This window comes from Photobacterium piscicola (assembly GCF_900166965.1).
Taxonomy (GTDB): domain Bacteria; phylum Pseudomonadota; class Gammaproteobacteria; order Enterobacterales; family Vibrionaceae; genus Photobacterium; species Photobacterium piscicola.
Genome location: NZ_FUZI01000001.1, coordinates 143,083 through 167,185 on the forward strand (window position 1 = coordinate 143,083; position 24,103 = coordinate 167,185).

Annotated in this window: 21 protein-coding genes; 12 read left to right on the top strand and 9 right to left on the bottom strand. The window is 35.2% G+C overall.

Going from position 1 to position 24,103, the window contains the following annotated elements:
- From CZ809_RS00675 to CZ809_RS00710, 8 genes are read left to right on the top strand one after another with little or no spacing between them, the layout of a single operon-like run.
- Positions 1-2,100 carry a GumC family protein gene (locus tag CZ809_RS00675; protein WP_080155532.1) on the top strand — a complete coding sequence of 700 codons (2,100 nt, stop codon included), beginning with the start codon at positions 1-3 and terminating at the stop codon, positions 2,098-2,100.
- A complete protein-coding gene (locus tag CZ809_RS00680; protein WP_080155533.1) occupies positions 2,097-3,305 on the top strand; it encodes a lipopolysaccharide biosynthesis protein in 1,209 nt (402 codons plus the stop codon). Before CZ809_RS00675 ends, CZ809_RS00680 begins: the two co-directional genes overlap by 4 nt.
- Positions 3,306-4,697, top strand: a complete 1,392-nt coding sequence (locus CZ809_RS00685) for a capsular biosynthesis protein (RefSeq protein WP_080155534.1) — start codon at positions 3,306-3,308, stop codon at positions 4,695-4,697.
- Positions 4,685-5,185 carry a serine O-acetyltransferase gene (locus CZ809_RS21460; protein WP_080155535.1) on the top strand — a complete coding sequence of 167 codons (501 nt, stop codon included), beginning with the start codon at positions 4,685-4,687 and terminating at the stop codon, positions 5,183-5,185. Before CZ809_RS00685 ends, CZ809_RS21460 begins: the two co-directional genes overlap by 13 nt.
- A 3-nt stretch (positions 5,186-5,188) precedes the next feature.
- The gene (locus tag CZ809_RS00695; protein ID WP_080155536.1) at positions 5,189-6,412 is read left to right on the top strand and encodes a glycosyltransferase; all 1,224 of its coding nucleotides are present in this window, start codon (positions 5,189-5,191) and stop codon (positions 6,410-6,412) included.
- Positions 6,413-6,426: 14 nt separating this feature from the next.
- Entirely contained in the window at positions 6,427-7,632 is a 1,206-nt protein-coding gene (locus tag CZ809_RS00700; protein ID WP_080156509.1) for a glycosyltransferase family 4 protein, read from the top strand.
- A gap of 60 nt (positions 7,633-7,692) precedes the next feature.
- The gene (locus CZ809_RS00705) at positions 7,693-8,802 is read left to right on the top strand and encodes a glycosyltransferase family 4 protein (RefSeq protein ID WP_080155537.1); all 1,110 of its coding nucleotides are present in this window, start codon (positions 7,693-7,695) and stop codon (positions 8,800-8,802) included.
- A 9-nt stretch (positions 8,803-8,811) separates the two neighbouring features.
- Positions 8,812-9,231, top strand: a complete 420-nt coding sequence (locus tag CZ809_RS00710) for a hypothetical protein (RefSeq protein ID WP_080155538.1) — start codon at positions 8,812-8,814, stop codon at positions 9,229-9,231.
- Between the two features lie 204 nt (positions 9,232-9,435).
- Here the strand turns inward: CZ809_RS00710 and CZ809_RS00715 are convergent, their stop codons facing one another.
- Positions 9,436-10,956 (bottom strand): DUF4832 domain-containing protein, encoded by a 1,521-nt coding sequence (locus CZ809_RS00715; protein ID WP_080155539.1) that lies wholly within the window; start codon positions 10,954-10,956, stop codon positions 9,436-9,438.
- 255 nt (positions 10,957-11,211) lie between these two features.
- Between CZ809_RS00715 and CZ809_RS00720 the strand changes: the two genes are divergently transcribed.
- Complete coding sequence (locus tag CZ809_RS00720; RefSeq protein WP_080155540.1) at positions 11,212-12,111, top strand: glucosamine inositolphosphorylceramide transferase family protein; 900 nt, start codon at positions 11,212-11,214, stop codon at positions 12,109-12,111.
- A 75-nt stretch (positions 12,112-12,186) separates the two neighbouring features.
- On the opposite strand, the gene CZ809_RS00725 is transcribed toward CZ809_RS00720, so the two are convergent.
- Complete coding sequence (locus CZ809_RS00725) at positions 12,187-13,752, bottom strand: DUF4832 domain-containing protein (RefSeq protein ID WP_144396126.1); 1,566 nt, start codon at positions 13,750-13,752, stop codon at positions 12,187-12,189.
- Positions 13,753-14,040: 288 nt separating this feature from the next.
- Positions 14,041-14,532, bottom strand: a complete 492-nt coding sequence (locus CZ809_RS00730) for a CreA family protein (protein WP_080155541.1) — start codon at positions 14,530-14,532, stop codon at positions 14,041-14,043.
- Positions 14,533-14,913: 381 nt separating this feature from the next.
- Between CZ809_RS00730 and CZ809_RS00735 the strand changes: the two genes are divergently transcribed.
- The gene (locus tag CZ809_RS00735) at positions 14,914-15,249 is read left to right on the top strand and encodes a hypothetical protein (RefSeq protein WP_080155542.1); all 336 of its coding nucleotides are present in this window, start codon (positions 14,914-14,916) and stop codon (positions 15,247-15,249) included.
- Positions 15,250-15,338: 89 nt separating this feature from the next.
- Here the strand turns inward: CZ809_RS00735 and CZ809_RS00740 are convergent, their stop codons facing one another.
- From CZ809_RS00740 to CZ809_RS00760, 5 genes are all read right to left on the bottom strand, one after another.
- Complete coding sequence (locus CZ809_RS00740) at positions 15,339-16,379, bottom strand: DUF2157 domain-containing protein (RefSeq protein ID WP_080155543.1); 1,041 nt, start codon at positions 16,377-16,379, stop codon at positions 15,339-15,341.
- A 50-nt stretch (positions 16,380-16,429) separates the two neighbouring features.
- Positions 16,430-16,735 carry a DUF1289 domain-containing protein gene (locus CZ809_RS00745; RefSeq protein ID WP_080155544.1) on the bottom strand — a complete coding sequence of 102 codons (306 nt, stop codon included), beginning with the start codon at positions 16,733-16,735 and terminating at the stop codon, positions 16,430-16,432.
- 118 nt (positions 16,736-16,853) lie between these two features.
- Complete coding sequence (locus CZ809_RS00750; protein WP_080155545.1) at positions 16,854-17,393, bottom strand: GNAT family N-acetyltransferase; 540 nt, start codon at positions 17,391-17,393, stop codon at positions 16,854-16,856.
- A gap of 140 nt (positions 17,394-17,533) precedes the next feature.
- Positions 17,534-18,028 (bottom strand): SRPBCC family protein, encoded by a 495-nt coding sequence (locus CZ809_RS00755; RefSeq protein WP_235865752.1) that lies wholly within the window; start codon positions 18,026-18,028, stop codon positions 17,534-17,536.
- Between the two features lie 936 nt (positions 18,029-18,964).
- On the bottom strand, positions 18,965-19,504 hold the full coding sequence (locus CZ809_RS00760; protein ID WP_144396127.1) for a hypothetical protein: 540 nt from the start codon (positions 19,502-19,504) through the stop codon (positions 18,965-18,967).
- A 166-nt stretch (positions 19,505-19,670) separates the two neighbouring features.
- Between CZ809_RS00760 and CZ809_RS00765 the strand changes: the two genes are divergently transcribed.
- Positions 19,671-20,153, top strand: a complete 483-nt coding sequence (locus tag CZ809_RS00765; protein ID WP_080155546.1) for a GreA/GreB family elongation factor — start codon at positions 19,671-19,673, stop codon at positions 20,151-20,153.
- A gap of 12 nt (positions 20,154-20,165) precedes the next feature.
- Here the strand turns inward: CZ809_RS00765 and CZ809_RS00770 are convergent, their stop codons facing one another.
- Positions 20,166-21,071, bottom strand: a complete 906-nt coding sequence (locus tag CZ809_RS00770) for a LysR family transcriptional regulator (protein WP_080155547.1) — start codon at positions 21,069-21,071, stop codon at positions 20,166-20,168.
- Between the two features lie 130 nt (positions 21,072-21,201).
- Here CZ809_RS00770 and CZ809_RS00775 point away from each other — a divergent pair, with 130 nt between their 5' ends.
- Positions 21,202-24,036, top strand: coding sequence for an FAD-binding and (Fe-S)-binding domain-containing protein (locus CZ809_RS00775; protein WP_210434256.1), 2,835 nt, complete (start codon positions 21,202-21,204; stop codon positions 24,034-24,036).
- Positions 24,037-24,103: the final 67 nt, after the last annotated feature.

Below are 24,103 nucleotides of genomic sequence, written 5' to 3' on the forward strand. Positions count from 1 at the left end.
ATGAGTTCATTATTCGTTGAAGATGGAAGCAAATTGGAAAGTACAATTGACTTTTCACGCTTACTTAAATCGACAAAAAAAAATTGGTGGAAAATCTTAGCTTTTACTATTTTGGTTACAGGGATAGCAACCCCATTCATTTTAAAATTGACACCAAAATATGAAGCTTACGCAACAGTATTGCTAAAAGCTGAATTGACCAATCCAACAACATTTGAAAAAGTGGTTGATTTTGATTCTACACGTAAAGAATATTATGAGACTCAATACCAGTTATTGAAATCTCGTCGTGTAATCTCACAGGTAGTTGATGATTTAAAGCTTTATCAAAATCCTGAGTTTATAGGTAAAAAACCAGTAAAAGATGACACTTTAGCAAAACAAAAAGAACGTAGTATTCAATATGTACTTACACATATGACAATATCACCAGTGCGTAAAACGCAGTTAGTTGAAGTGGGTTTCGAATCAACAACCGCGAAAGATGCCGCAGCTGTTGCAAATGATATTGTAAAAGTGTTTGTTAACTATTCTGTTGAAGATAATCGTGATGCGAGCTTAAATGTTTCTTCGTTACTTGAAACAGAAGTTAACGATTTAAATCATCAATTGAAAGCAAAAGAAGCAAAACTAAATGCTTTCTTGAAAAAAGAAGGGTTAATTACCTTCCGCGGTGTTGATGGTTTCCAGACTGAGCAGTTGTCATTATTGACTGATAGTTTAGCTACAGCAACAGCGCAACGTGTGAATTTAGAAGCGCTTTATAAAACTGTTTCAAGTTATCAAAAACAAGGTTTTAATGCCTTAGCCGCGATTCCTGATGTTTCTCGTCATCCGCAGATGGAAAATCTACGTCAGATGATTATTGAGCAGAAAACACAGCTGGCTGATCTTGAAAACCGTTATGGGCCTAAATATGAGAAAGTAATTCAAGCCCGTTCACAACTTGTTGTTCTTCAAGGTCAAGCAAGTAAGTTGATTAACCAAATAGCTGAAGGTATCAAAGAGCAATATCAAGCATCAGTTATTAAGCAAAATCAATTACAAGCTGCAGTTGATAAACGTACTAATGCATTCCAGCTATTAGGTGAAAAAAAGACACAATATAACAATATGATGGATGATATTAGTCAAACACGTACGTTATATAATCAACTGCTACAACGTCAAAATGAAACGCAAGTGAGTGGTCAGTTCTCTGAGCCGACAGCAAAAGCGATTGATAGTGCTATTGTGCCATTAAAGCCGACAAAGCCTAATAAGAAGCTGCTGATTGTTGTTGTTGCTATTATGTCATTGCTTATTGCGGTTCTTTTCGTGATTATCATGGCAGCTCTCAATAATAAAGTCATGTCGATTAACGAAATAAAACGCCGCTTAGGGCTTGATGTTGTTGGGGAAATTAAATCTTATCCTCAAGCTGTTACGCCTAAAGCAGTGCTGGATAACAGCGCTCAATTCTCGACGTTAGATGAAGCGTCATTAGGAATTCGTAGTCAATTATTGCTATTAAACACTGATGCTAAAATGTTAGCAGTAACATCAGCAACCTCTCAAGAAGGTAAGTCGCTAGTTGCGACATTAGCAGCTAAAGCGTTGGCCATTGATACCAAAGTGCTATTAATTGATATGGATTTACGCCATCGTAATATCACTAAATCGTTAGGTTATGCTGATAGTAAAGGTTTAACTGATATTTTGTATCATAATATCGCAACTAATGACGCTATTGTTAACCATCATGGGATTGATATTTTAGCTGTTGGTAGTGATACGACACGTTCTCCATTAGTTGTATTGACGCATCAGAAATTAGCCGCTTTATGTACAGAATTACGCCAATGTTATGATTATATTATTATAGATACACCTGCAGTTACTGACGCTAAAGATGCTATTTTGATTAGTCAGTTTACCGATTCGGTATTATTTGTGGTGGCATCAAATGAGAATAGCGCTAACGTTTCACTATCAGCGTTAAAGCAACTTAAGCAATACAAAGCAACAGTACTTGGTTGTGTGCTTAATAAAGTGAATACGAAACTGCTTGAATCTAATGAAAATATAACGACAACTTTGTCAAAGGATGTTCTTTTATGAGTTTAATCAAAGGTGCCTCTACAATAGGAGGCGCTTCCGTTATCTCACAATTGATAGGTGCGTTTACCATCCTATTTATGTCATACCGTTTTGGTATGTCAGATGTAGGTAATTACGCACTTACATTTAGTATTATTATGATTGGTGCTCAAATTGCACTGTATGGTTCGCATTTTTTGTTGCCAAAAGTTGATCAACAAGACATAGGCAAAGCCGTGGTGTTTTGCATGTTGCAATCCTGGGGAACAAGTGCAGTTTATATTTATATTGTCAGTCATTTCTTTTCGCTACCATTTTTTGCGATTTATGTTTTAACTGCCAGTTATTCAATGATGATTATTTCTGAGTATGTTTTCTTACGAAATAAAATTTTTAGTAAGTTGGCTATTCAGCGTATATCAGTTACTTCTGTTGTCTTTTTGGCACTATTAGTATCATGGAAAATTGAATATTTTTATTATATATGGGCTTGTGCGCACTTATGCTTGATTGGTTATTGGCTATATAAGTGTTTGGATTTTAGTATGTTTTCTATATCTGACTTCTTACCAACAACCCAAGTTCGATTTTTCATTAAGCACTGGAATCATTTATCACGAGTCGGCACTGCCGAAGTTGTGGCAAACGCAAGTCTACAGCTACCGACGGTGTTAATTAACTATTGGTTTAGTCCATTGGTTGCTGGTTACTTTGCGGTTGTGAATCGCTTTTGTTTATCACCAGTGCTTATTCTTGGCCAATCAGTACGAAATTATACGTTTTCTAAATGGTCTGAAGATTTTCGTAATAAAATTTTCAATTATTCTGAATTTAAACAGGTACGGTTATTTTTAGTGGCGATAGCCTCAGTAACTGTAGCTGGTATTTATTTTGTTTATCCATGGTTAACACAACATGTATTGGGCGAACAATGGGTACAGTCAGTTGAAACATCACGTCTAATGCTGCCTTACGTATTTGCAATGCTTGCGTTTGTACCAATGACAGTGATCGAATTGATTTTTGGCGCACCCAATTATTTCTTACGTATTCAGTGTGAGCAATTAGCGATAGTAATATTAGCTTTTGTGATCATGCCATTTATTTATAAAAGCTATGTGATTTCATTGTTAGCCTTTACTGTGCTAACAGCGGGACGATATTTTATGATTTATATTAAAATAAACAAACATGCGATTATTTTACGAGATAAAGGCGTAGTATAAATGAATACAGGTTTTTTCTTTCAAGCTTATGTATTTATTACACTAATTTTTAGTGGGACAGCACAATATTTTACCGATATTGATGCTTTTCTATGGCTGCCGTTTATTATGACAATGGTGATGGTAGTATTGGTGCCATTACAAACACGTTATAATTATGAGCCGCTAGATCAGCTTGAAACGACAATTCTCGTACTTTTTACTGGTTTTTTTGTGTTAGTGATAACCAGTACTTTGATGCAGGAAGGACTAAAAACCACCATTGCAGGTATTAAAAATGGCTTAGGTATATCATTACTATTACCTTGTTTAATATTGGGTTTTTGTCGTGAATCGCAACTGTACCGTATTTGTCAAAAATTATATTGGGTGTTTTATGCTCAAATTCCATTTGTTGTTTATCAAGCTTTGATTGTTGTTCCTGCGCGAGTAGCTTTTGAAGGTAAGATGGATTCATGGGATTCTGTTGTGGGTACGTTTGGCGGTAGTATGGTCGCCGGTGGTAATGGTGCTTCAATGGGACTATTTACTCTGCTTATTATGATGATGAAGCTGTCGGAATATAAGCATGGGGTAGCAAAACTATGGTCATTAGCGCTACATATTGCTATTGGCTTTATTATTTGTGTGGTTGCCGAAGTTAAATTTGTAACCTTATTAGCACCGTTCTTCTTATTGTATGTATACATAAAATCAAGTTATGTAAAAGAAGTGAGAGTTATCGATTTTAAAACGATTCTATTGTCTATCGTGGGCATTTTTATCTTATTGTCGTTAATAATTACAATCTTATCATTAGGATATACCAGTAAATACCAGTCACATTCGATGAGTATTTTTGATATTTTTCTACAAAATATTGGTTATATTTTTGATCCGACAGTTATCGTAGCCGGTCTTGATGGTAACTTAGATGAGTTAGGACGTGTAACGGCATTGGCATTTTGGTCTCATCACTCTGATATTCACGGTCTTGTTAATCAGTTATTTGGTTATGGTTTAAATAGTTCAAATGCTGGCGGCACTGATCCAGGTTATATTGCAATGCTATTTGAATTGAGTTTAGGTTCAACCGCATTAGCGATTTTCTTGTGGGAAATCGGTCTGGTTGGTACTGGATTATTATTAGCGATAGTATTTCTGATAATAAAAGGGTCAAAGCCTAGGCCATTATTCTCGACTAAGGACTTATCAATAGCAGATATTAACTTGTTATCTTATCAGCCCGCTTTTATAGGGTTTATTATTGCAGGTTTGATTACGTTACCTTATTCACCGCTGCTTGCGTTGATACCGGTATTTCAATTTCAGTTTTATTTTGTGTTAGGTGCCATCATGATTATTCGAAAAGCGACCCTAACAAAAACAAAAGGTTTAGTATGCTTGAATTAATTAAAAAAGAGTTAGCATTAAACCCAGGTTTAACCTCTAAGTTTTTTATTGTTAACTTTCGATTAGCTTCTTTATTTTATACTCCAGGAATAATGAAAAAAATATTCATTATTAACGTTATTATTCTTAAATTACTCAAGTTTATTTGTGGGCTTGATATATCACCCAAAACAAAAATTGGTGCTGGGTTTATTTTGTTTCATCCGCAGAATATTGTTATTAATGCAGACAGTGTATTAGGTGACAATGTGATGCTGAAACACAATGTCACGATTGGTAATAAAATCGATCCTGTGACGGGCCAACATGTATCACCTGTTATTGGTAATAATGTTGAATTAAGCCCCGGTGTCGTTGTGCTTGGTAATGTCAGTATTGGTGATAATTCAATTATTGGTGCTGGGGCAATTGTAGTGAAGAGTATACCTAAAAATGCAATCGCAGTAGGTAATCCTGCTGTTGTTATTAAAAAAATAAGCGAGAAGTAGCGGATGAACACGAAAATTAATGTCATCAATTTTGTACCTGAAGAGCTACCATCTTATCGTCCAGATGTTGATGTTTTATATTCTAAAGAGCTACCTAAAAAGGGTGTGAATACCACTATTGTCGGTATGCCTAAAACTGAAACTGTTAATATTCATACAGAGGGTAGTACCTTAAAAACGAGTAAAAAAACAACTAATCGCCATTTAGATTCAATAGTTTATTTCTTTAATGCTGCAAAGTTAGCTTTTAGCGCAAAAAAAGATGGTTTTCAATTAGTTCAAGTGCGTGACATGGTTTGGGTGGGCTTAATTTGTTTAGTGATCGCTAAATTAATCAAGCTACCTTATACCTATTGGGTGTCGTTTTTATATGCTGAAAGTCGCACTATGCGTGCGAAAGATCAGACTGAAAATATACCTAGCTGGAAGCGTCCTATTATTTTAGTACGTGGTTTGCTTGAGGAGTTTATTCTTTATCGTATTATTTTACCTCATTCAGATCGTGTCTATGTCCAAAGTGACTTCATGCTTAATTACATTAAAAATAAAGGCATCGAACAAAGCAATATGATGGTTGTTCCAATGGGTGTTGATTTTGATAAGATCGATGACTTTGCTAATACGGATGCCATAAAAATACCTAAATGGGGTGATGCTCCTGTTATTGGTTATCTTGGTAGTCTTGATCGACTTCGTAAACTTGACGTTATTATTGAAGCATTTAAAGAAGCTAAGGTTACTGTGCCAGATCTTAAATTACTTTTTGTTGGTGATTCTGAAGTGATGAAAGATCGCGAGTTTTTACAACAAACAGCTGATGATATGGGATTGAGTGATGATTTTCATATTACGGGTTGGGTACAAACAGAGCAGGCGTGGGCATATCTTAAAGGTGTTGATATGGTGATTGGTTTTATGAATCGCGGATTGTTGTTAGATGTATCAACACCGACTAAGGCTATGGAATATATGGCACTTAAAAAAGCCATGATTTGTAATGATTCACCGGATCAGCAATTTGTTATTGAACAATCTGGCTGTGGACGAGTGACTGATGGAACGAGCCAATCCTATGCTGCTGCAATGGTTGAATTAGCACAGCATCCAATGACACAAACAGAGTTAGATGCTGGATATAATTATATTAAAAATAACCGTTCTTACGCGTTTATTGGTGAGCAAGTTGCTGCTGATATTAAGAATGTCGTTAATCAAAAAAATTCATAATGGCTGGTAATTCAATGAAAGTTCTATTTGTTAATAAATTTTTCTTCCCACATGGTGGCGCTGAGACTGTTTTCTTTCAAGAACGCGATATGGTGCAAGAAGCAGGATATCAAGTTATTGATTTTTCAATGAAGCATGAAAAGAATATTCCATCAGATTATGCGGATTTTTTTGTTGATAATGTTGATTACCATGGTAAACATTCTATTTTTGATAATATTAAAGTTGCAGTGAACTTTGTACATAATCAATATGCATGTGATCAATTTGAAAAGCTAATTAAAGCTGAGCGACCTGATATTGTTCATTTCCATAATATTTATCATCAAATCACACCATCAGTGATCAAGATTGCACGAAAATTAGGTTGTAAAACAGTATTAACTGCGCATGATTATAAGTCTGTTTGCCCCAATTACAGCATGCTTGCTGCTGGGGAGAATATTGACTTAGATTGGATCACCGGTAGTAATATTAATCTCTTTAAATACCAGTGGCAGGATGGTTCATGGCCACGCAGTGTATTACTATCATTAGAAGCATTATATCATCGTACAATGAAGAGCTATGAAGCGTTAGATGCTTTTATTGCCCCTTGTGAATTTATGAAATCGATGATCTTACGTCAAATTCCATCAGCAAATGTTGATGTAATTGTTAATGGTATTGATGCATCAACCACAGATATTGGTAACGATGGAGGTTACTTTTTATTTTGTGGTCGGTTAACTCAAGAGAAAGGCATTGTGACGTTGGCACAAGCACATAGCCAACTTAAAGGTAATACACCGCTTAAAGTTTTAGGCACTGGACCGATGCTTGATCATATTAAACAACATTTTGATAATGTTGAGTTATTAGGTTTTCAAACCGGGGATGCATTAACGGAAATTATTAAAAATGCAAAAGCAGTCATTGTGCCATCTGAGTGGAATGAAAACTGCTCTATGTCAGTGTTAGAAGCGATGAGCTACGGTAAGCCTGTTATTGGCGCTAATATTGGTGGTATTCCTGAGCAGGTGTTAGATGGTGAAACTGGCTATCTATTTACGTCTGGTGATGCTGATGATCTTGCTGCTAAAATGCAGTTATTAGCCGATGATGAAGCATTAGTCGCTACAATGGGACAAAAAGGTCGCGCGCGATTATTAGAGAAATATTCATTAGATGTACATAAAAGAGAGTTGATTAAATTATACCAATCACTTTTAGCTAGCTAATTTCCACTAATAATAAAATGTCAGTTAATAGCTGGCATTTTACATTTAAGAGTTTGTATTGTGAATAAATCTATTTTAGTTTTGGGTACGCGCGGTATACCCAATGTACCTGGTGGTGTTGAATCTCATTGTCAGTCGTTGTATCCGTTATTAGTTAAAAAATATGATCTAGATATAACAGTGACTGCACGTAAACCTTATGTACCTTATACTGAAAGTGTATATGAAGGGGTTAAGTTAAAAGCTTTACCTACCGTAACGAATAAATCTTTAGAGGCTCCTCTACACTCTTTTTTAGCGGCTTTTTATGCGATTAAAGAAGGTGCTGATATTGTACATGTACATGCCATTGGGTCTGGTTTAGTTATTCCATTGTTACGATTATTTAATAAAAAAGTCATATTTACACATCATAGCCAAAATTATGATCACCAAAAATGGGGTAAGTTAGCTAAGTTTATTCTTCGTCTTGGTGAAAAATGGGCGATGAAATATTCAACAGAGGTGATTGTTATCTCTGATTTTATGCAAAATTTGATGAATGAAAAATATGGTCGTAGTGATACTCATTTGATTTTTAATGGTGTTAATCCACCACAATTACCCGAACAAAATAAAATCAATGATTATTTATCAAAGTATGATCTTGAACCACGAGATTATATTATTGCTGTAGGCCGTTTTTCTCAAGAAAAAGGCTTAGATGTTTTACTTGAAGCTTATAAGCTTAGCGGAATCAAAAAAAAATTAGTCTTAGTCGGTGATAGTGATCACGTAACAGAATACAGCTATAAACTAAAGAATACAGCAAGGGAGATGGATAACGTTGTATTAACGGGATTCTTATCCGGAGAGGAATTACATAGTATTTTCTCACAAGCTGATACTTTCGTGCTTCCTTCATTTAGTGAAGGGCTGCCTATTGCTTTATTAGAAGCTATGTCTTTTTCATTACCCGCTATTGTTAGTGATATTCCTGCGAATAAGGCAGTTCATTTACCTGAACAGTGTTACTTTAAATGTGGTGATAGCCAAGACTTAGCGAATATGCTTATTGCTGGAATTAATCAGCCTCTTGTCTCGTATGCAGAATACCTAAAATACTACGATTGGAATTTAATTTCAGAACAAACGTTTGGTGTGTACCAACAAGCAATAATGAAAAAGTAAGAACTGTATATGAATTGTAATACTGGTTACACTCAACAAGAAAATTCTATAAAAGATCGGTTTTTTAATTCAATGCCTGATGATGTTCTATCGTCTTTTACATTAGAACAGAAACAAGAAATAGAAAAATCGATTGTTAGAAATACCTCTGGCAGTGATCACTGTATAGATTTAAGACCTGTTATTGGTTTTGGTAAATGGCGTTATTATACTGTTTTTATTGTTGGTAAAGATCGTCGTTATCAGACGCGAAAGAGATCATCATTATCTCTATTAGTTAAATCGTTGCTTATTTTATTTGGCTGTATTAGTTTATTTATGTTTGCAATATTAACAATGTATTTAATTAAGTCTGCACTAGGAATTGATATTTTCAAACATTTTTCTTTTGGTGTTTGGGATGCATTTAGAAATACATTCATTAAATAAATGACACTAATAAGTGTTTGATTCTATTTAACGCTTGATATCACATTCTATTTATATTGATTTTTTAGAGTATAATTAATTTGTTAAAATAAAGGAGCATCAAATGTTAATATTTGATGCTCCTTTATTATCATTATGGTTATTGAAAAGTAGTTATCTGGTCGGGTAATATCAATGCTATGAGTTACTATTAAGTAATATTCATTATTGAATAATAAAATTCATTAATGAATACCATTTTTTATAAGATTTGTTAGTGATCGAAAGTGATATTACTGCATTATGTGTATTTGGTTTTACTAACCCAACTTCTAGTGTGTATTTTCCTGATTTTATGTTTTTAGGTAATGTAAATGTATTCGTTTGTGTATAAACGGGGGGAGCGCTATTGAGTGTTGTTGCGGGAAGCCAGGTTGTAATATTATTCTTCGTATTAAAATAGGCAATTACTTTATGGTTGTTATTTACGATTCGCCATACGATGGGGTAGTTATTATAACTGGGAGCAACACCAATATTTTCCCAAAATGATGTTATTGTAATTAAGCTATTTGGTGTAAAATGGCTATCAAGTATTATTTTATTAATAATAAATCGGTAACCTATTTTTTTTAAAAAAGTATTAAGTAATGGTTGATATTTTTCTGGAATAGGGCTTGATTTTAAATTTAATAATGATGCATGTAATGTGAGCGCTGTTGTAAAGGTTTGTTCAACTTTTTTTTGAGTATAAAGAGTTGGTTGTTGAGCCCATTTTTTCATCGTATAACAAATTTCAAAATCGACTGGGGCTTTTTTCCAACGCGATAAGAACAGCGGATCATTAAACTTTTCAGTGGTACGATTATTGGTAGATGTTTTTCCTTCTATATGACGTAATGTTTGAGGATAGCCATCTTGCATATGATTCCATCCTTTAGCCCAATCACCTAGACAATCTGCTCGCCAACCTAAGCCATGTTTTGTGGCATAACTCGCGAAATCATCATCAGGTGAACCAAGATCGATAGATAACATTTTATTAGGAAACGCTTTCCGCATCATCTCTATATAGGGTGTCAACTCGGATGTAGTGTAACCAATGTGACCCAATGTTGGGCGTTTTCCTGCGTAATGTGTTGCAAGATGCCATTCGCCCCATGTGCCGACTAAGCCAACATCTAGGCGTAATATATCAGGATTATGATCATAGCGCTTACCCATAGCAGTGATAAATTGTTGTAGTTTTTGTTTGAATATCGGGTTGTTATAATTAACAATAAAACTATTATTGTTAGTGCAGATATGATGTGTCTGTGGATCTAATTGTTTTTTTAACCAACAAGGAATTCCAAGTATTTTTTTACCTTTTTGTGATGAGTTTGAGTAATAGGTTTCATTTAATCCTGCTAAGGTCATAAATCGGATCACTATTTTTTTATTTTCTTTTTTTGCCGCTTGAATTGTATCGTCGATAAGCTTGTAGTTATATTTACCTCGCTGTGGTTCTAATTGTTCCCAATACCAGCGAAAGTAAACCACAGAAGTTTTAGGATAACTGGGTATATTCCAATTTGGGTTATCTCTGATATCAATGGTTTGATGATCTGTAATACCAATATCAGGATTAACTAATATTTCATGACTCACTGTGGGTTGGTATGTAATTGTCATTGCTTGTACAAAAGATGGTAAAAATAAGCTAAAAAAACACAAAGAAATGTGGTGTTTATTTACTATTGTCATGGTATATAACCTTAGTTCAATTATAAAATATATTGTATAAATATATTTTTTACAAATAGTCAAATAAATAAATGTATATTTTATAGTATTGATATCTTTATAATTCAGTATATATTTTATTTATATTTATTGTGTTATATTTATTGTGTTATTAATGTGAATGTACTGTATATTAATAATAGATAAAAATATTTTTCATGTATTTATCACTGTTCATATTAACGTTACGTGAAAGCATTTAAGGAATCAAATTAAATGGTGTTGTTAAATAAATTTACTAATCAAGATTTTTGGCGTATTGGATTGATTAGAGAGCATCCATTAGATGTGATTATCAATGGGTTAAATGCTTATGATATTCATTGGTTTAATTTTACAGATAAAGATTTTGAAGCTGATCCTTTTGTGTTTACATTAAACAATAAAGATTATATTGCTTATGAAATTTTTGATTATTCTCATGGTAATGGGAAAATTGAATGTGTTGATTTCGATGGTAAGCGTTATAATTTTTTTGAAGATGTGAATAAAATTGTAGGACATAAATCATTTCCTTTTACGTTTGAAGAGGAAAATGAATTATATTCTATTATTGAAACGTCAGATTTGAATGAAATGTCATTGTATAAATTTAATGGCATTAAATTTGAGAAGGTAAAAACGTTGCTTAATGATGGTAAATATATTGATACCTGTATAAAAAAAGTTGATGATGTATTTTACTTATTTACCTCTACTTCAGACGAACCTTTTAAGCAAAAGTTATTTTGTGCAGATACTTTATTAGGTGATTATCAACCTCATCCTTGTTCTCCTATCGCTAATGATAAAGCTTTTGGTCGTAATGGGGGGCCGATTGTTGATCGCGATAATAATTATTACCGTGTTTGTCAAAACTGCGCCGTAACCTATGGTGGCAGCTTAAAAGTGATGCATATTACGAAGCTATCAAAAACTGCTTATGCAGAAGAATTTTTCAAAGATGTAATGCCAGTTGCTCCATTTTCTGATGGCATTCATACATTGTCATACTGGGGCAATATGACCGTTATTGACTCAAAAAATATTTTATCTAAATATAGTAATATTTATAGAAAAATTAATTACTTAGCTATGGTTAAGTTTGGAAAGGAAATTCCTTATTTTAGTAAATAAAGAGTATTTACAGGCTTAAGATGCCTAAACGAGAAAGCGCCATATTCATTATGAATAGGCGCTTTTTAGTGCTTATTATTTGATATTTATCGTATCAATATGATGCCAGTTATCATCAAGTATCCCATCAATGGCCAGTTTAATTTTAGCCGTTGTTGTGGAGGGTTCAACGAGGGCAACATCTAGCTGATAGTTGCCGAGTTTAATATTCGCGGGTAGATAAAAGGTATTCGTTTGTTTATACGTTGGTGCGCTAGCATCACGGTTTTCTGCGGGTAACCATGTGCGAATATCGTTGTCGGTTGAAAAATAGGTGACAACATGATTATCAACGTTACGTAAACGCCACATTACAGGATAGTTATTATAGCTAGGCGCAACGCCCGTATTCTGCCATTTTGAAATAATTGTTATAGGTGATGATGGCATAAAACGGCTACTTATTTCAACGGATGAAAGTTCAAATCGATAGCCGAGTTTCTTAATGAAATCATCAACAAGATCTTTATAGATCGTCGGTACATTGCCTGACTTTAGATTAAATAAAGAAGCATGTGAATCGAGGGCAAAGTCAAATGTCTTTTTAACATTATCAAGTGTATAAATCTTTTTATTTTGTGCCCAATAATCAAGGTCTTGGCAAACTTCAAAATCAACGGGTGCTTGTTTCCAACGATTAAGGAAATAGGGATCAGCATGCTTATTCGTATTATGACCATTGCCTTGTATGTGTTCAATGGTATTTGGATAGCCTTGTTCCATATGATTCCAATCGGGTTGCCAGTCTCCAATACAATCGGCACGCCAGCCAATACCAAGTTTGGTTGCATAGCTAGTAATATCATCATCAGTTGATGTCAAATCAATAGAAAGTTGTTTGTTTGGAAACGCATTCTGCATTAATTTAATATAGGGGATTAAATCTTTTGTACCATACCCATGGTGACCTAGCGTTGGCTGTTGATAACCCATTTGTGATGCTAGGTTCCATTCTCCCCAAGTACCAATTAAACCGATATCTAAACGTAATATATTCTTATTCTTGTTATAGCGTTCTCCCATCGCAGTAATGAACTGTTGTAAGTTATTTTTTAAGATAGGATTTTTATAATCGACCACAAAGTGATTGTTGTCTGCGCAATCAGCCCCTGTTGTATTATTATCTATTTGTTTTTTTACCCAGCAAGGGACTCCTAGTATTTTTTTTCCTTCATTAGGGGATGGATTGTAATAAACTTCATCTTTTCCTGCCATTGTCATAAATCGGATAACTGTTTTTTTACCTAATGCGGCAGCTTGATTAATTGTGTCGTCAATGAGTTGAAAATTATATTGACCTTTTTTGGGTTCCAATTCTTCCCAATACCAACGGAAATAAACCACAGAGGTTTCTGGGTGGCTTGGCTTGTTCCACCATGGATCACCATGAATATTAAATGATTGATGATCAGTAATACCAATATCAGGATTGATTAATATATTGTCGATGATTGTTGGTGTGCTTGTTTGGATTATTTCTTGTGCTATCGTCATATTAGCTAAAGGTAAAGTTGTCAATGTTAGTAAGCAAATTTTCGCTAATAGGTTGATTGATTGGGAAGGCATCTTGAAAGTAATTGATTTTTTAGTATTTGTTAGCATAATTATTCATCCGTAGAATGTTAAATAATTAAACATAGTTAATATGTATTATTGTTGTGTGGACTATGCCAAAAAAAGACTAATAGAGAAGGATTATTATCGGAATCGGAATCACACTTTTCAATAATGATAATTTTATTTGTGGGGGAAGTGTTACTGTTATGTTGGATATGGTTATTAAATTAACGTTTTCTGGGTATTGTTATTGGTTTTTTATATGTTTAAAACTGAAGTGTGGGGGCAATATATCGCTTCCAAATCAGATAGATAAGAAGCGATAATGCAATATTATTGAATATTGGTTGCCGACGCCGGCGTATGATCAACGTAAGCTTTAGTTCCCCACAATGGCACTGTTGACAAACTGTGTTTATAACTACCGGTTGTTGTTTTGGTTGAATATGATAAATACATCAATGTTTCTGATTGAGGATCATAAATTCGACGTATTTTCATTGATTTAAAAAAGATACTTTTAGATTTTTTAAATACCACTTCACCTGATTTTGATTTATCAATATTGGCGATCATTTCAGGTGTTATCTCACCTGTTTGGCGGCATGAAATAGAAGAATCAGAAGGATCAGCTAGACTTAAATCTGCTTCAATACTTGCTATATGACATGTAACGCCAGGAACTATTGGGTCGACTAATGTATTTAATTTAATGTCTTTAGTAGTAAACATTCCTAAAGAAACATCGCCTACTTCATTATCCGAGCATCCACTTAGTGTTAATGCGACAGCAAGAGAACTTGCGGCTATTAAAAATTTTTTCATACAGACTCCCTGTTAAATGAATAATCTCACTTAAAATTTTAATTTGTTATTATTACGCTAAGTTATACGCGAAATTTTGATCCTTTTCATTATACACTTTTCAAAAAACATGTTTGTCATCAACAGATCAGTCTCGGCAAAGCGTAGTGAAAATAAATATCATAAATTTATGGGTAAGGTTGTTTGTGATTTAAGTGCATGATAATTAGCTGTTATTATACTTTTTTTCTTATGCGCTAAAATCAGAAATGTTACTTTAATGATAACTTTTATTAAAAATAGTCTTTTCAATTGCTAAAATTACACATAGGATGAATGTAGCAATATTGTTATTATAATAATTATCAACGGATGATTATTACTGATTATGAGGAGGATATGATGTCAAATATTCTTGCGTTTCCAGTAAAAGAACAGCCTCGCGATCGTACGCCGTTAGAATTAATTGTTGAACAGGAATTGTTAGATTTAGGTGCAGATAGTTACATGGTCGACATTATTATCGAGCGAATGGAAAAATTTTTAGCGCTTGCTTCGTTTGAGTTTGATTTGAAAATGAAAGTATCTAAAAATTGCTTAGATGAAATGAATCAAAATGTGTTTCCTGTTATTTCGAATATGCAGGAATCAATGCGAAACACAATGAATGATATGTTAACTGAGCGTGTGTTACATGAAATTCGATTATACAATTTAGAACAACACGCAGTTAAATAAGAGATACTTCTATTTGCTAGTCTTCTGTTCGATTCGATAAATTCATCATTATGCCGCTGGTTTATTATTATGATCACAGCGGCTCTTTATTAATTTTTGGATCCTAATTGCCAAATTTTTTCGGCACGGCTGCCTATTCCCCAAAAACTTAATGCTAATATCGCAAAAAAGAGTGCTTTGTGTAATGTATCCCAGAAGTATTCAAAATAACGGCTATAGAGACACAGTAACAAAAAGATAATGCCAAACGCGCGTATTAAAGCATTGTTGTTTTTAATTCCGTAAAAAATGGCGCCTATAGTGATAAAAAGCATTGCTACACTCCAGCCCCAGAGCTCGATCTGTTTCACATGAGACCAAGCTCGTAAACTGTCATAGTTACCAAAAATAGTTAGCATCCATAGTGCATTAAAGAAATAAATTAACCCAACAAATAGTGTGGCTTCTTTTGCAAAGTAAAATCGGCTATGAGGCTTAAAAATCGTACTTAATCCGACAATTAATATTCCCACAAAAATAAACCGTAATGGAATGTTCATTCCCCAAAAGAGGAAGTGATCTTGTGCAAGATAAGATGTTTCAGTTAGCACCCATAATCCAATCCCGAATAAAGCAAATAACCACACTAAAACAGAACGAAGTTGAAGCCCGATTACCGTATAAGCTATCGTAGGGATGAGTATAAAAATACTTTCACGCCAATGTAGCACTAAAGTGGTATGACTAAGAAATCCACTCGCGACTGCCGTTATAAGTACGCCAAAAAAGAACATGGCTTCATTACTGACTGTTTTTTCTGGATGACGTTGGCGACGTCTAACGCCAAAGAAAAATAATAGTCCAGCAAGTATTGTACTCAGTAGCGTTAATACACTTGCTGGTGTGTTGATGATACGTGAGATTAAGGCAATCAGATAATCATCGGCCACCAATAAGATCACCGAAAGAATAAAGCAGGCAATAGCAATCCAAAAGGAATAGACCGCGAGGAGTTTCCAATCAAAAGTAATAACGTGGTAACTTTGGCGCAATTGCTGCGCCTGTTGATCATCAATTAGGTGCTGTTGCTGCCATTGAGCTATCGTTTCACTAAGCAGTTGTCCTTGACGCTTATTAACTTTAATGTCCATATCGGTTCCAGATAGTATCGAGGTTATTTTTGTATGCCAATAGTGAAATATTATAAGGTTGGTAATAAGGATAGACACTGGCGACATAGGCAAGCATTGGCTGTATCAGTGAGTGTTTGGCGAGGTTCAATTTCAAAGCACCAGCAGGTCGCTTTTCCTGCTTGAATATCGCATTGTGCGGGCTGTTGGCATTGTGGGCACTGATGGGTTGGTGTTATGGCTTTTATTTGTGCCATGATTGCTAGTTGTTGAGGTTCTGGATAAGCTATCCAGTGGCTGATTTCTGTCATTGTCCGTAAGCAGCCACTGCAAATACCAGCATTATTTTTACATTTAGCGACACAAGGTGATTTCACGATTAAAACTCAGTAATAAGTAACGTTCAGTTATGAGTATGCTAACGATTAATAACTGTAAATGCTACTTTCACCCTAATGATCATCTCGTGAATGGCTCTTCATATTATTCTCTTTGTTATGACGCTGCTTGTTTTAGTACCTCATAGATCGCAATATTATCTTGTGAGATATGATGACTAGGAATGGTAAGAGAGGGAACATGTTTCATGCCAATTTTGATCATGACATTTTCAGGGCCTGATACTGTTTTTAAATGTCGGCCATAAAGATGTTGTAAATTGAGTTTATTAAACCCAAATTCTTTTATGCGCTCAACTGCTTCTGTACAATAGCCATTGCCCCAGAAAGGGACACCAATCCAATAACCTAGCTGTGCGCTATGCTGGCTAATATTTTCTAATCCTGCACAGCCGATAAGTTGGTGATTACTTTTTAGAGTGATAGCAAAAATAGCGGACTGGTGACTATGCCAACCTGCTAAATGTTTACCTATCCACTTTCCTGCCATACCATCAGAATAAGGATGTGGGACACTAATTGTACCATTAGCGATATCAACATTGCCGGCTAGTAGTTGGATCTTGGTCGCGTCAGATAATTCTAAAGGACGTAGAATTAAGCGCTCAGTCGTTAGTAGTGGTTGATTTTTAGTCATAGAATATACTCACAAACATGGCTAGATATGACTATTAATCAATAAATACATATTAATTTATAGGGCTAGGATCAATTATTGAGTGGGTAACTGGTTTAAAAAGTAAGATCTGTGGAGTCACACCGCATTATTATCAAGAGTTAGATCTTTGGGTTAACATTAGTTGAAGGATCTTTAGCGATAGCTTGATTGATCAGTTGAGGATTGGTTTCACTAAAATGAATTAACTTTACCAATGCTAATTTAATGAAGCGATGAATATGTTGCTTGATCAGCCACCCTGTACCAATAAATTTAGGTGAGAAGGTCATGTGGTATTGAATTTTAGTTTGCTCTGTATTGATACTGATAAATTTAATCCAGCTGCCATGTTCAGCAATAGGGGCACCAGTGATAATTTTATAATGAAGATGTTCATTTTCTTTAAAGTCAATAATCTGCTCTTGATAAGTAAAAAAGCCGTTGTTTACTTCACGAATAGCGCCAATGCCATTGTTATGCGGTTTACCTGCACGTAGTAAGATGTAATTAGCATTAAAAAAACGGTGTAGTTGCTCATGATCTGAAAGTAAGGCAAACAATACATTTTTAGGCGCATTAGCTGTAAGTTCAATAGAGATACTGTGTATTGTCATTATGCTTTCCCAAACCTGAAACCTTTTCGCACTATTAAGCATAGATGTTTGAATGATATTTGCATTCTAATAATGCTTAAAAACCGAAAAATAAGTGTTGTAGGCAGTTTTTAAGTAAAGAGGGGGGAAATATTCAATCTTAAAAAAGAATTGTTAGATAAAGTAAAAATAAAAGTAGGTTATTTTTACCTTGTTTAGCAAGGTGTTAGCCTTTATTTAATCATATAATTAATAAAAGAAAGAGATATCTCACAAAAAAACAGATGAGAAGAGTTGTCAAAAAGTAAAAATATAATTATATTAACTGTGTTGATATAGATCGTTAGGTGAAAGTTATTTTAAAAATCAGAAAGTCTTAGTTTATATTCTTTCCTAAATTACCCTCCACGAAGTCTTATCACAGTAATATTTATTCACAATGGAACTTGTTCTTAGAAGTTGTTGTCATAAATAGATACGCAAATGATGTTGTTCATAATAATTCAATTAATGTGTCATTATAACGTCATATAATATTGGTTAAGTAGAACACGAATAGTCGAGTAAGAACGGTATTAATATATAGTGATATCAACCTTGCTCATAGGGAAAAAATGAGAGGTTTATAATGAAAACACGCAGTCGTAGACAGTGGTTTTACCATAAAAATCAAACAACTAAAGCTATTAAAGCTTAGGTTTGAAACAAACATTTCTTTATAGGTGATAAAGGAATGAATACACTTAATTATCCTCTAATTAAGTGTTTGTTGAAGATTGTTCATAACAAATATCAACGGCCAAAGTGGCCAGAAATACAGATTTACGTTACAACATTTCTGGCTAACTTATACTTCCTTTAAATATTAATGCTGATATTAATTTTTCCATACCCAAGCAATCGATTGCTTTGGCATTAAGTAAATTGTTCTTACTCATATATATGCAATTTTTATTGTTATCTATATAACGATCCGCCAATAATAATATCGCTTGGAAGATATTGGAGTGGCATATTGCCAATATAAATATTACCGTCGACGACCAACTTATTCGGCAATGTTAGAATTTTGCTATTTTGAAGCAATAAATCACCTTTTACATAAAGGTTATCTGGTAATTTTTTCAATTGGGTATGAGCAACACTAAGATCGCCGAGTACTCGTAAACCAAAGTTAAGTTCTTTAATTTTAGAATAAGCAAGATTGATATAGCCATCAACATTGAGGGCTAAAGGTAAGTGCTCAATATTGCTATAAGCTAAATTAAGATTCCCTTTTACAATAAGGCGTAAAGGCAACATGTTAATGCGGCTATTCTCGAGATTAAGGTTACCATTAACGGTTAAAGGATCGGGTAAGCGAATATTGCCACTGTCTTTTAATGAAATATTGCCATAGCTATCTTTATAATTGAGTAAATGGATCTGCGTCAATGCCATTGTTGGTTGTGCTATCACCAGACATAGCACACATAAAAATCGTTTAACAATATACATATAAATAAACCTAGGCTTTGTAATAATAAATACCAAAACATATCGGCACCTAAGTGGAATTCTTTAATGTGAAGCTGCACTGATGCTAATAGGTTATTGCCGTTTTTGTTTGTCTCTCTATTCAATGTATAATCAGCGCCCATTTGGTTATATAGAGGGATCTGTGATGAATAAAGTTGTATTACTCGAGCGTATTCAGCAACAGTTAGAACAGACATTACAAATAGCGACTGAAGCTGCAATGCGAGCTTACAATACTGCTACAGATGATGAAAATGTAGCTGAAAATAAATATGATACCTTTGCATTAGAAGCCTCGTATCTTGCTCATGGTCAGGCACAGCGGGTGGCTGAATGCAAAGATGATATTAGTGCGTACCAGCACTTATTTGCCTCAATGCCTATACAACAAGATACTGTCGTCGTTGGCCATTTAGTTACTTTAGAAGACTATGACGGTAATGTGAAACACGTATTTTTAGGCCCTGCGGCTGGTGGGTTAAAGTTTACGATTGATGGACAAAATGTGATTATTGTTACACCTACATCACCCTTTGGTGAAGCATTACTTGGACGTAATATCGATGAAGAAGTTGATATCCATATAAGTAATAACGTCATATGGTTTGATGTGATCAGTATTAAATAGTGTTATCAATATTTATTGGAACTGATCACGCTGACGTTGATAATAATAATATAAATGCTCAATGAATAACTTCACTTTCGTTGGTTGTTGTTTGGTATAAGGATATACCGCATAAATGCCTAATGATTTAGCAACATAAGGTGCCAATACTTCAACTAATGTGCCTTGAGCTAAATCTTGAGCCACTAATACTTTTGGCACGTAAACTAAGCCTTGACCATGTAATGCCGCTCCGCGCAATGCCGAAGCGTTATTGGTGGTAAAATTGCCATGAACATGGATGGTATGGGGACCTAAATTGTCGTTGACGAGCCAAGCATTTGCCCCTGTTTCTTGGAAGCTATAGCCTAAGCAATTATGATGACTTAATTGTTCTGTATTGGTGGGGGTTCCTCGTCGAGCAAGGTAACATGGTGCACCACATATAACCCAACGCGCTTCAACTAATTGGCGTGCAATAAAGCTAGAATCAGGCATTGCGCCTGTACGAATAGCTAAATCAAACCCTTCTTGTACCAAGTCAACAAAACGATTATCAAGATCCATTTCAATATGAATATCGGGATATTTCTCACTAAAAGCGGCTATCGCCTCTGGCAAAATAAGTTCACCAGAGATAGTAGGCACCGTTAATCGAATAGTACCCGTTAAACTTTCACCCAAACCATTCATAGCATCATTGGCATTTTGAACGGCGTTATACACTTCTCTGGCATGGTGATAAAACACTTTACCAGCTTCTGTTAGTGTCAATTTACGGGTGGTACGGTAAATGAGCTGTACACCTAACGCAGTTTCTAACCCTGTTATACGCTTACTGACGACGGACTTAGTTAAACCGATGTGATCTGCCGCTTTACAAAATGATCCAGTTTCAATCAGATGATAGAACAGTAATAAATTTTTAGTGGTTTGCATTAGTATAGTTTTTGCAACATAGATGTGAATTAATCAATATATATCAACTATACCTATAGCAGTAAAATTATTCATCCTTTATTAAAATAGTAAGCATGATAGATATGCTTAACAATAATTACATGGAGCAATGATGCAGCCTGTTTATACGGATTTGATAGAACAATTACGCCAGCAAATTGATGAAAAAAGAATTATTACCGATCCAACATTACTGTTTGCTTATGGTACTGATGCCAGTTTTTACCGTTTGTTACCGCAATTAGTTCTACAGCTTGATACGCTTGATGAAGTTATTTTTGCCGTTAAAACGTGTTATGAACGTAAAATTGCTGTTACTTTTCGTGCTGCCGGTACGAGCCTTTCCGGTCAAGCTCAATCAGATTCGGTGTTAATTACATTAACGCGTCGGTGGCGTGATTATAAAGTACTGAATGATGGGGCTCAAATCTGGTTGCAACCGGGAATTATTGGTGCTGAGGCAAATACTATTTTAGCGCCATTTGGACGTAAAATTGGCCCGGATCCTGGCTCTATTAATAGTTGTAAAATCGGTGGTATTGTTGCCAATAATGCATCTGGAATGTGCTGTGGTACTTCACAAAATAGTTACCGTACGGTTGCTGGAATGACGGTGGTATTGGCTGATGGTACGTTACTTAATACGTTAGATCTCAACAGTATTGCTGCATTTAAAAAAAGCCATGCTGAGATGATCTCAGAATTAATGTTATTGGTGAGTGAATGTCAGGCTAACCGTGTTTTAGCTGATAAGATCCGCCATAAATACCGCTTAAAAAATACCACGGGTTACAGTTTAAATGCGCTGGTGGATTTTGATGATCCCATTGATGTGTTACAGCACTTATTTGTTGGCTCCGAAGGGACATTAGGTTTTATTGCGGATGTCACTTACAACACAGTAGTAAACCATGCTTTTAAAGCATCAGGTTTGTTTGTCTTTGCTGACATCGAACAAACATGCCTTGCTGTAAGCCAATTGAGTAAAACCCGTGTCGCAGCGGTAGAGCTAATGGATAATCGTTCATTGGCATCTGTGGCAGAAAAACCCGGTATGCCACGCTTTATTGCTCAACTGGGTCTTGATGGCAACACTGAAGCGGCGGCGCTATTAATTGAGTTGCATGCTGAAGATGAACAAGATTTAGGTCTTCAAAGTGATGGAATACAACAGATAATCAATGCATTTTCGCCAATTGAACAAGTGAATTTTAGTCGTGATACTAAAGTTTGTGAGCAATTATGGGGTATTCGTAAAGAGCTGTTTCCTGCTGTTGGCGCTGTACGAGAAAGTGGTACTACAGTAATAATTGAAGATGTTGCCTTTCCTATTGCTCAATTGGCACCCGCTGTACGTGATTTACAAACACTGTTCGTACAATTTGAATATCATGAAGCCATTATTTTTGGTCATGCTTTAGCGGGTAATTTGCATTTTGTTTTCACGCAGTCATTTGATACACAGGCTGAAATTGAACGTTACAGCGCTTTTATGGATGCTGTGGCTCAATTGGTTGCTGTTGATTACCAAGGTTCATTAAAAGCAGAACATGGTACTGGCCGTAATATGGCGCCTTTTATTGAACTTGAATGGGGAAATGACGGTTATCAGTTAATGCTCGCAATTAAAGGTATTTTTGATACGCAGGGTATTTTAAATCCTGGCGTGATCATTAACGCGGATAAAAAATCACATATTAAAAATTTGAAAGCCATGCCCGTTGCTGATGAACTTATTGATAAATGCGTGGAATGTGGTTTTTGTGAGCCTGTGTGCCCTTCGCGTAATTTATCATTAACACCACGTCAGCGTAATACTGTGTTTCGTGAAATATCACGCTTACGGCGTAGTGATGAGGATCCTGCTCGTTTAGCGGCGATGGAAAAAACCTACCGTTACTATGGGCTCGATACGTGTGCTGCGACAGGATTGTGTGCAGAGCGTTGTCCTGTTGGTATTAATACGGGTGATTTAGTTCGAAAATTACGTCAGAACCATACGGAAAAAGCAAAGAAAATAGCATCGTGGACAGGAAACCATTTTGCAACGGTAACAGCGTCAGCGAAGGCTGGATTAACTGTTGCGAATAAGATGCATACCCTATTAGGTACCAATAGAATGCATAAGCTCACGCAAAAGGTTTATCAACTATCAGGCCATAAAATTCCACAATGGACCGTACATTTACCGTTGCCAGCTACAAAAATAGTTGCTCCAATTATTAGTGGTATCACCAAAGAGCGGATAGTGTATTTCCCAAGTTGTGCAGCTCGAAATATGGGGGTTGAAGCACAAGCAAAGGATAAACGCCCATTAGCTGAAGTTACGATATCGTTATTGGAAAAAGCGGGTTATGAGGTTATTTTTCCAGCTAATTTAAATAATCAATGTTGTGGCATGCCTTATACAAGTAAAGGCTTTCCCGAAACAGCACACCTTAAAGCGCAACAACTGGAGCAAGCGCTGTGGGCAGCTTCAGAACAAGGCCAATATCCAATTTTGATGGATACCAGTCCATGTGCTAGCGCCAGTAAACAACATTTACGTAAAGAATTGATTATTTATGAACCGTTTAAGTTTGTTGCTGAATTTGTTTTACCAAGATTAAAAATCATACCGCAGCCAGAGCCTGTAATGTTACATATTACCTGTACTTCTCGACGTCAAGGTCTAGCGCCTCTGATTGAACAAGTGACTAAAGCATGTGCATTAAATGTTATTATTCCCGATGATATTAGTTGTTGTGGTTTTGCTGGAGACAAAGGTTTTACTAAACCTGAACTTAATGCAAGTGCTCTTGCACCGTTAAAGGCACAGGTACCACAAGGATGTAGTGAAGGGTATTCAAATAGTCGAACTTGTGAAATTGGACTATCAGAGCACAGTGGTATTGAATATCGTTCCATTTTATATTTAGTGGATAAAGTAAGTCGCTTACGTTAAATACTGTATGGTTTATTGGTGTGAAAATATTCAAACATAATTGATAATAAAGCCCTATTTTTTTAGG

What these genes read in the sequence shown, in the direction of transcription:
- CZ809_RS00775 (WP_210434256.1), top strand. Translation starts at nt 21,202, where the DNA reads ATGATGCAGCCTGTTTATACGGATTTGATAGAACAATTACGCCAGCAA.
- CZ809_RS00765 (WP_080155546.1), top strand. Translation starts at nt 19,671, where the DNA reads ATGAATAAAGTTGTATTACTCGAGCGTATTCAGCAACAGTTAGAACAG.
- CZ809_RS00695 (WP_080155536.1), top strand. Translation starts at nt 5,189, where the DNA reads ATGAACACGAAAATTAATGTCATCAATTTTGTACCTGAAGAGCTACCA.
- CZ809_RS00675 (WP_080155532.1), top strand. Translation starts at nt 1, where the DNA reads ATGAGTTCATTATTCGTTGAAGATGGAAGCAAATTGGAAAGTACAATT.
- CZ809_RS00715 (WP_080155539.1), bottom strand. Translation starts at nt 10,956, where the DNA reads ATGACAATAGTAAATAAACACCACATTTCTTTGTGTTTTTTTAGCTTA.
- CZ809_RS00760 (WP_144396127.1), bottom strand. Translation starts at nt 19,504, where the DNA reads ATGTATATTGTTAAACGATTTTTATGTGTGCTATGTCTGGTGATAGCA.
- CZ809_RS00710 (WP_080155538.1), top strand. Translation starts at nt 8,812, where the DNA reads ATGAATTGTAATACTGGTTACACTCAACAAGAAAATTCTATAAAAGAT.
- CZ809_RS00700 (WP_080156509.1), top strand. Translation starts at nt 6,427, where the DNA reads ATGAAAGTTCTATTTGTTAATAAATTTTTCTTCCCACATGGTGGCGCT.
- CZ809_RS00740 (WP_080155543.1), bottom strand. Translation starts at nt 16,379, where the DNA reads ATGGACATTAAAGTTAATAAGCGTCAAGGACAACTGCTTAGTGAAACG.
- CZ809_RS00720 (WP_080155540.1), top strand. Translation starts at nt 11,212, where the DNA reads ATGGTGTTGTTAAATAAATTTACTAATCAAGATTTTTGGCGTATTGGA.
- CZ809_RS00730 (WP_080155541.1), bottom strand. Translation starts at nt 14,532, where the DNA reads ATGAAAAAATTTTTAATAGCCGCAAGTTCTCTTGCTGTCGCATTAACA.
- CZ809_RS21460 (WP_080155535.1), top strand. Translation starts at nt 4,685, where the DNA reads ATGCTTGAATTAATTAAAAAAGAGTTAGCATTAAACCCAGGTTTAACC.
- CZ809_RS00725 (WP_144396126.1), bottom strand. Translation starts at nt 13,752, where the DNA reads ATGCTAACAAATACTAAAAAATCAATTACTTTCAAGATGCCTTCCCAA.
- CZ809_RS00685 (WP_080155534.1), top strand. Translation starts at nt 3,306, where the DNA reads ATGAATACAGGTTTTTTCTTTCAAGCTTATGTATTTATTACACTAATT.
- CZ809_RS00680 (WP_080155533.1), top strand. Translation starts at nt 2,097, where the DNA reads ATGAGTTTAATCAAAGGTGCCTCTACAATAGGAGGCGCTTCCGTTATC.
- CZ809_RS00750 (WP_080155545.1), bottom strand. Translation starts at nt 17,393, where the DNA reads ATGACTAAAAATCAACCACTACTAACGACTGAGCGCTTAATTCTACGT.
- CZ809_RS00735 (WP_080155542.1), top strand. Translation starts at nt 14,914, where the DNA reads ATGTCAAATATTCTTGCGTTTCCAGTAAAAGAACAGCCTCGCGATCGT.
- CZ809_RS00755 (WP_235865752.1), bottom strand. Translation starts at nt 18,028, where the DNA reads ATGACAATACACAGTATCTCTATTGAACTTACAGCTAATGCGCCTAAA.
- CZ809_RS00770 (WP_080155547.1), bottom strand. Translation starts at nt 21,071, where the DNA reads ATGCAAACCACTAAAAATTTATTACTGTTCTATCATCTGATTGAAACT.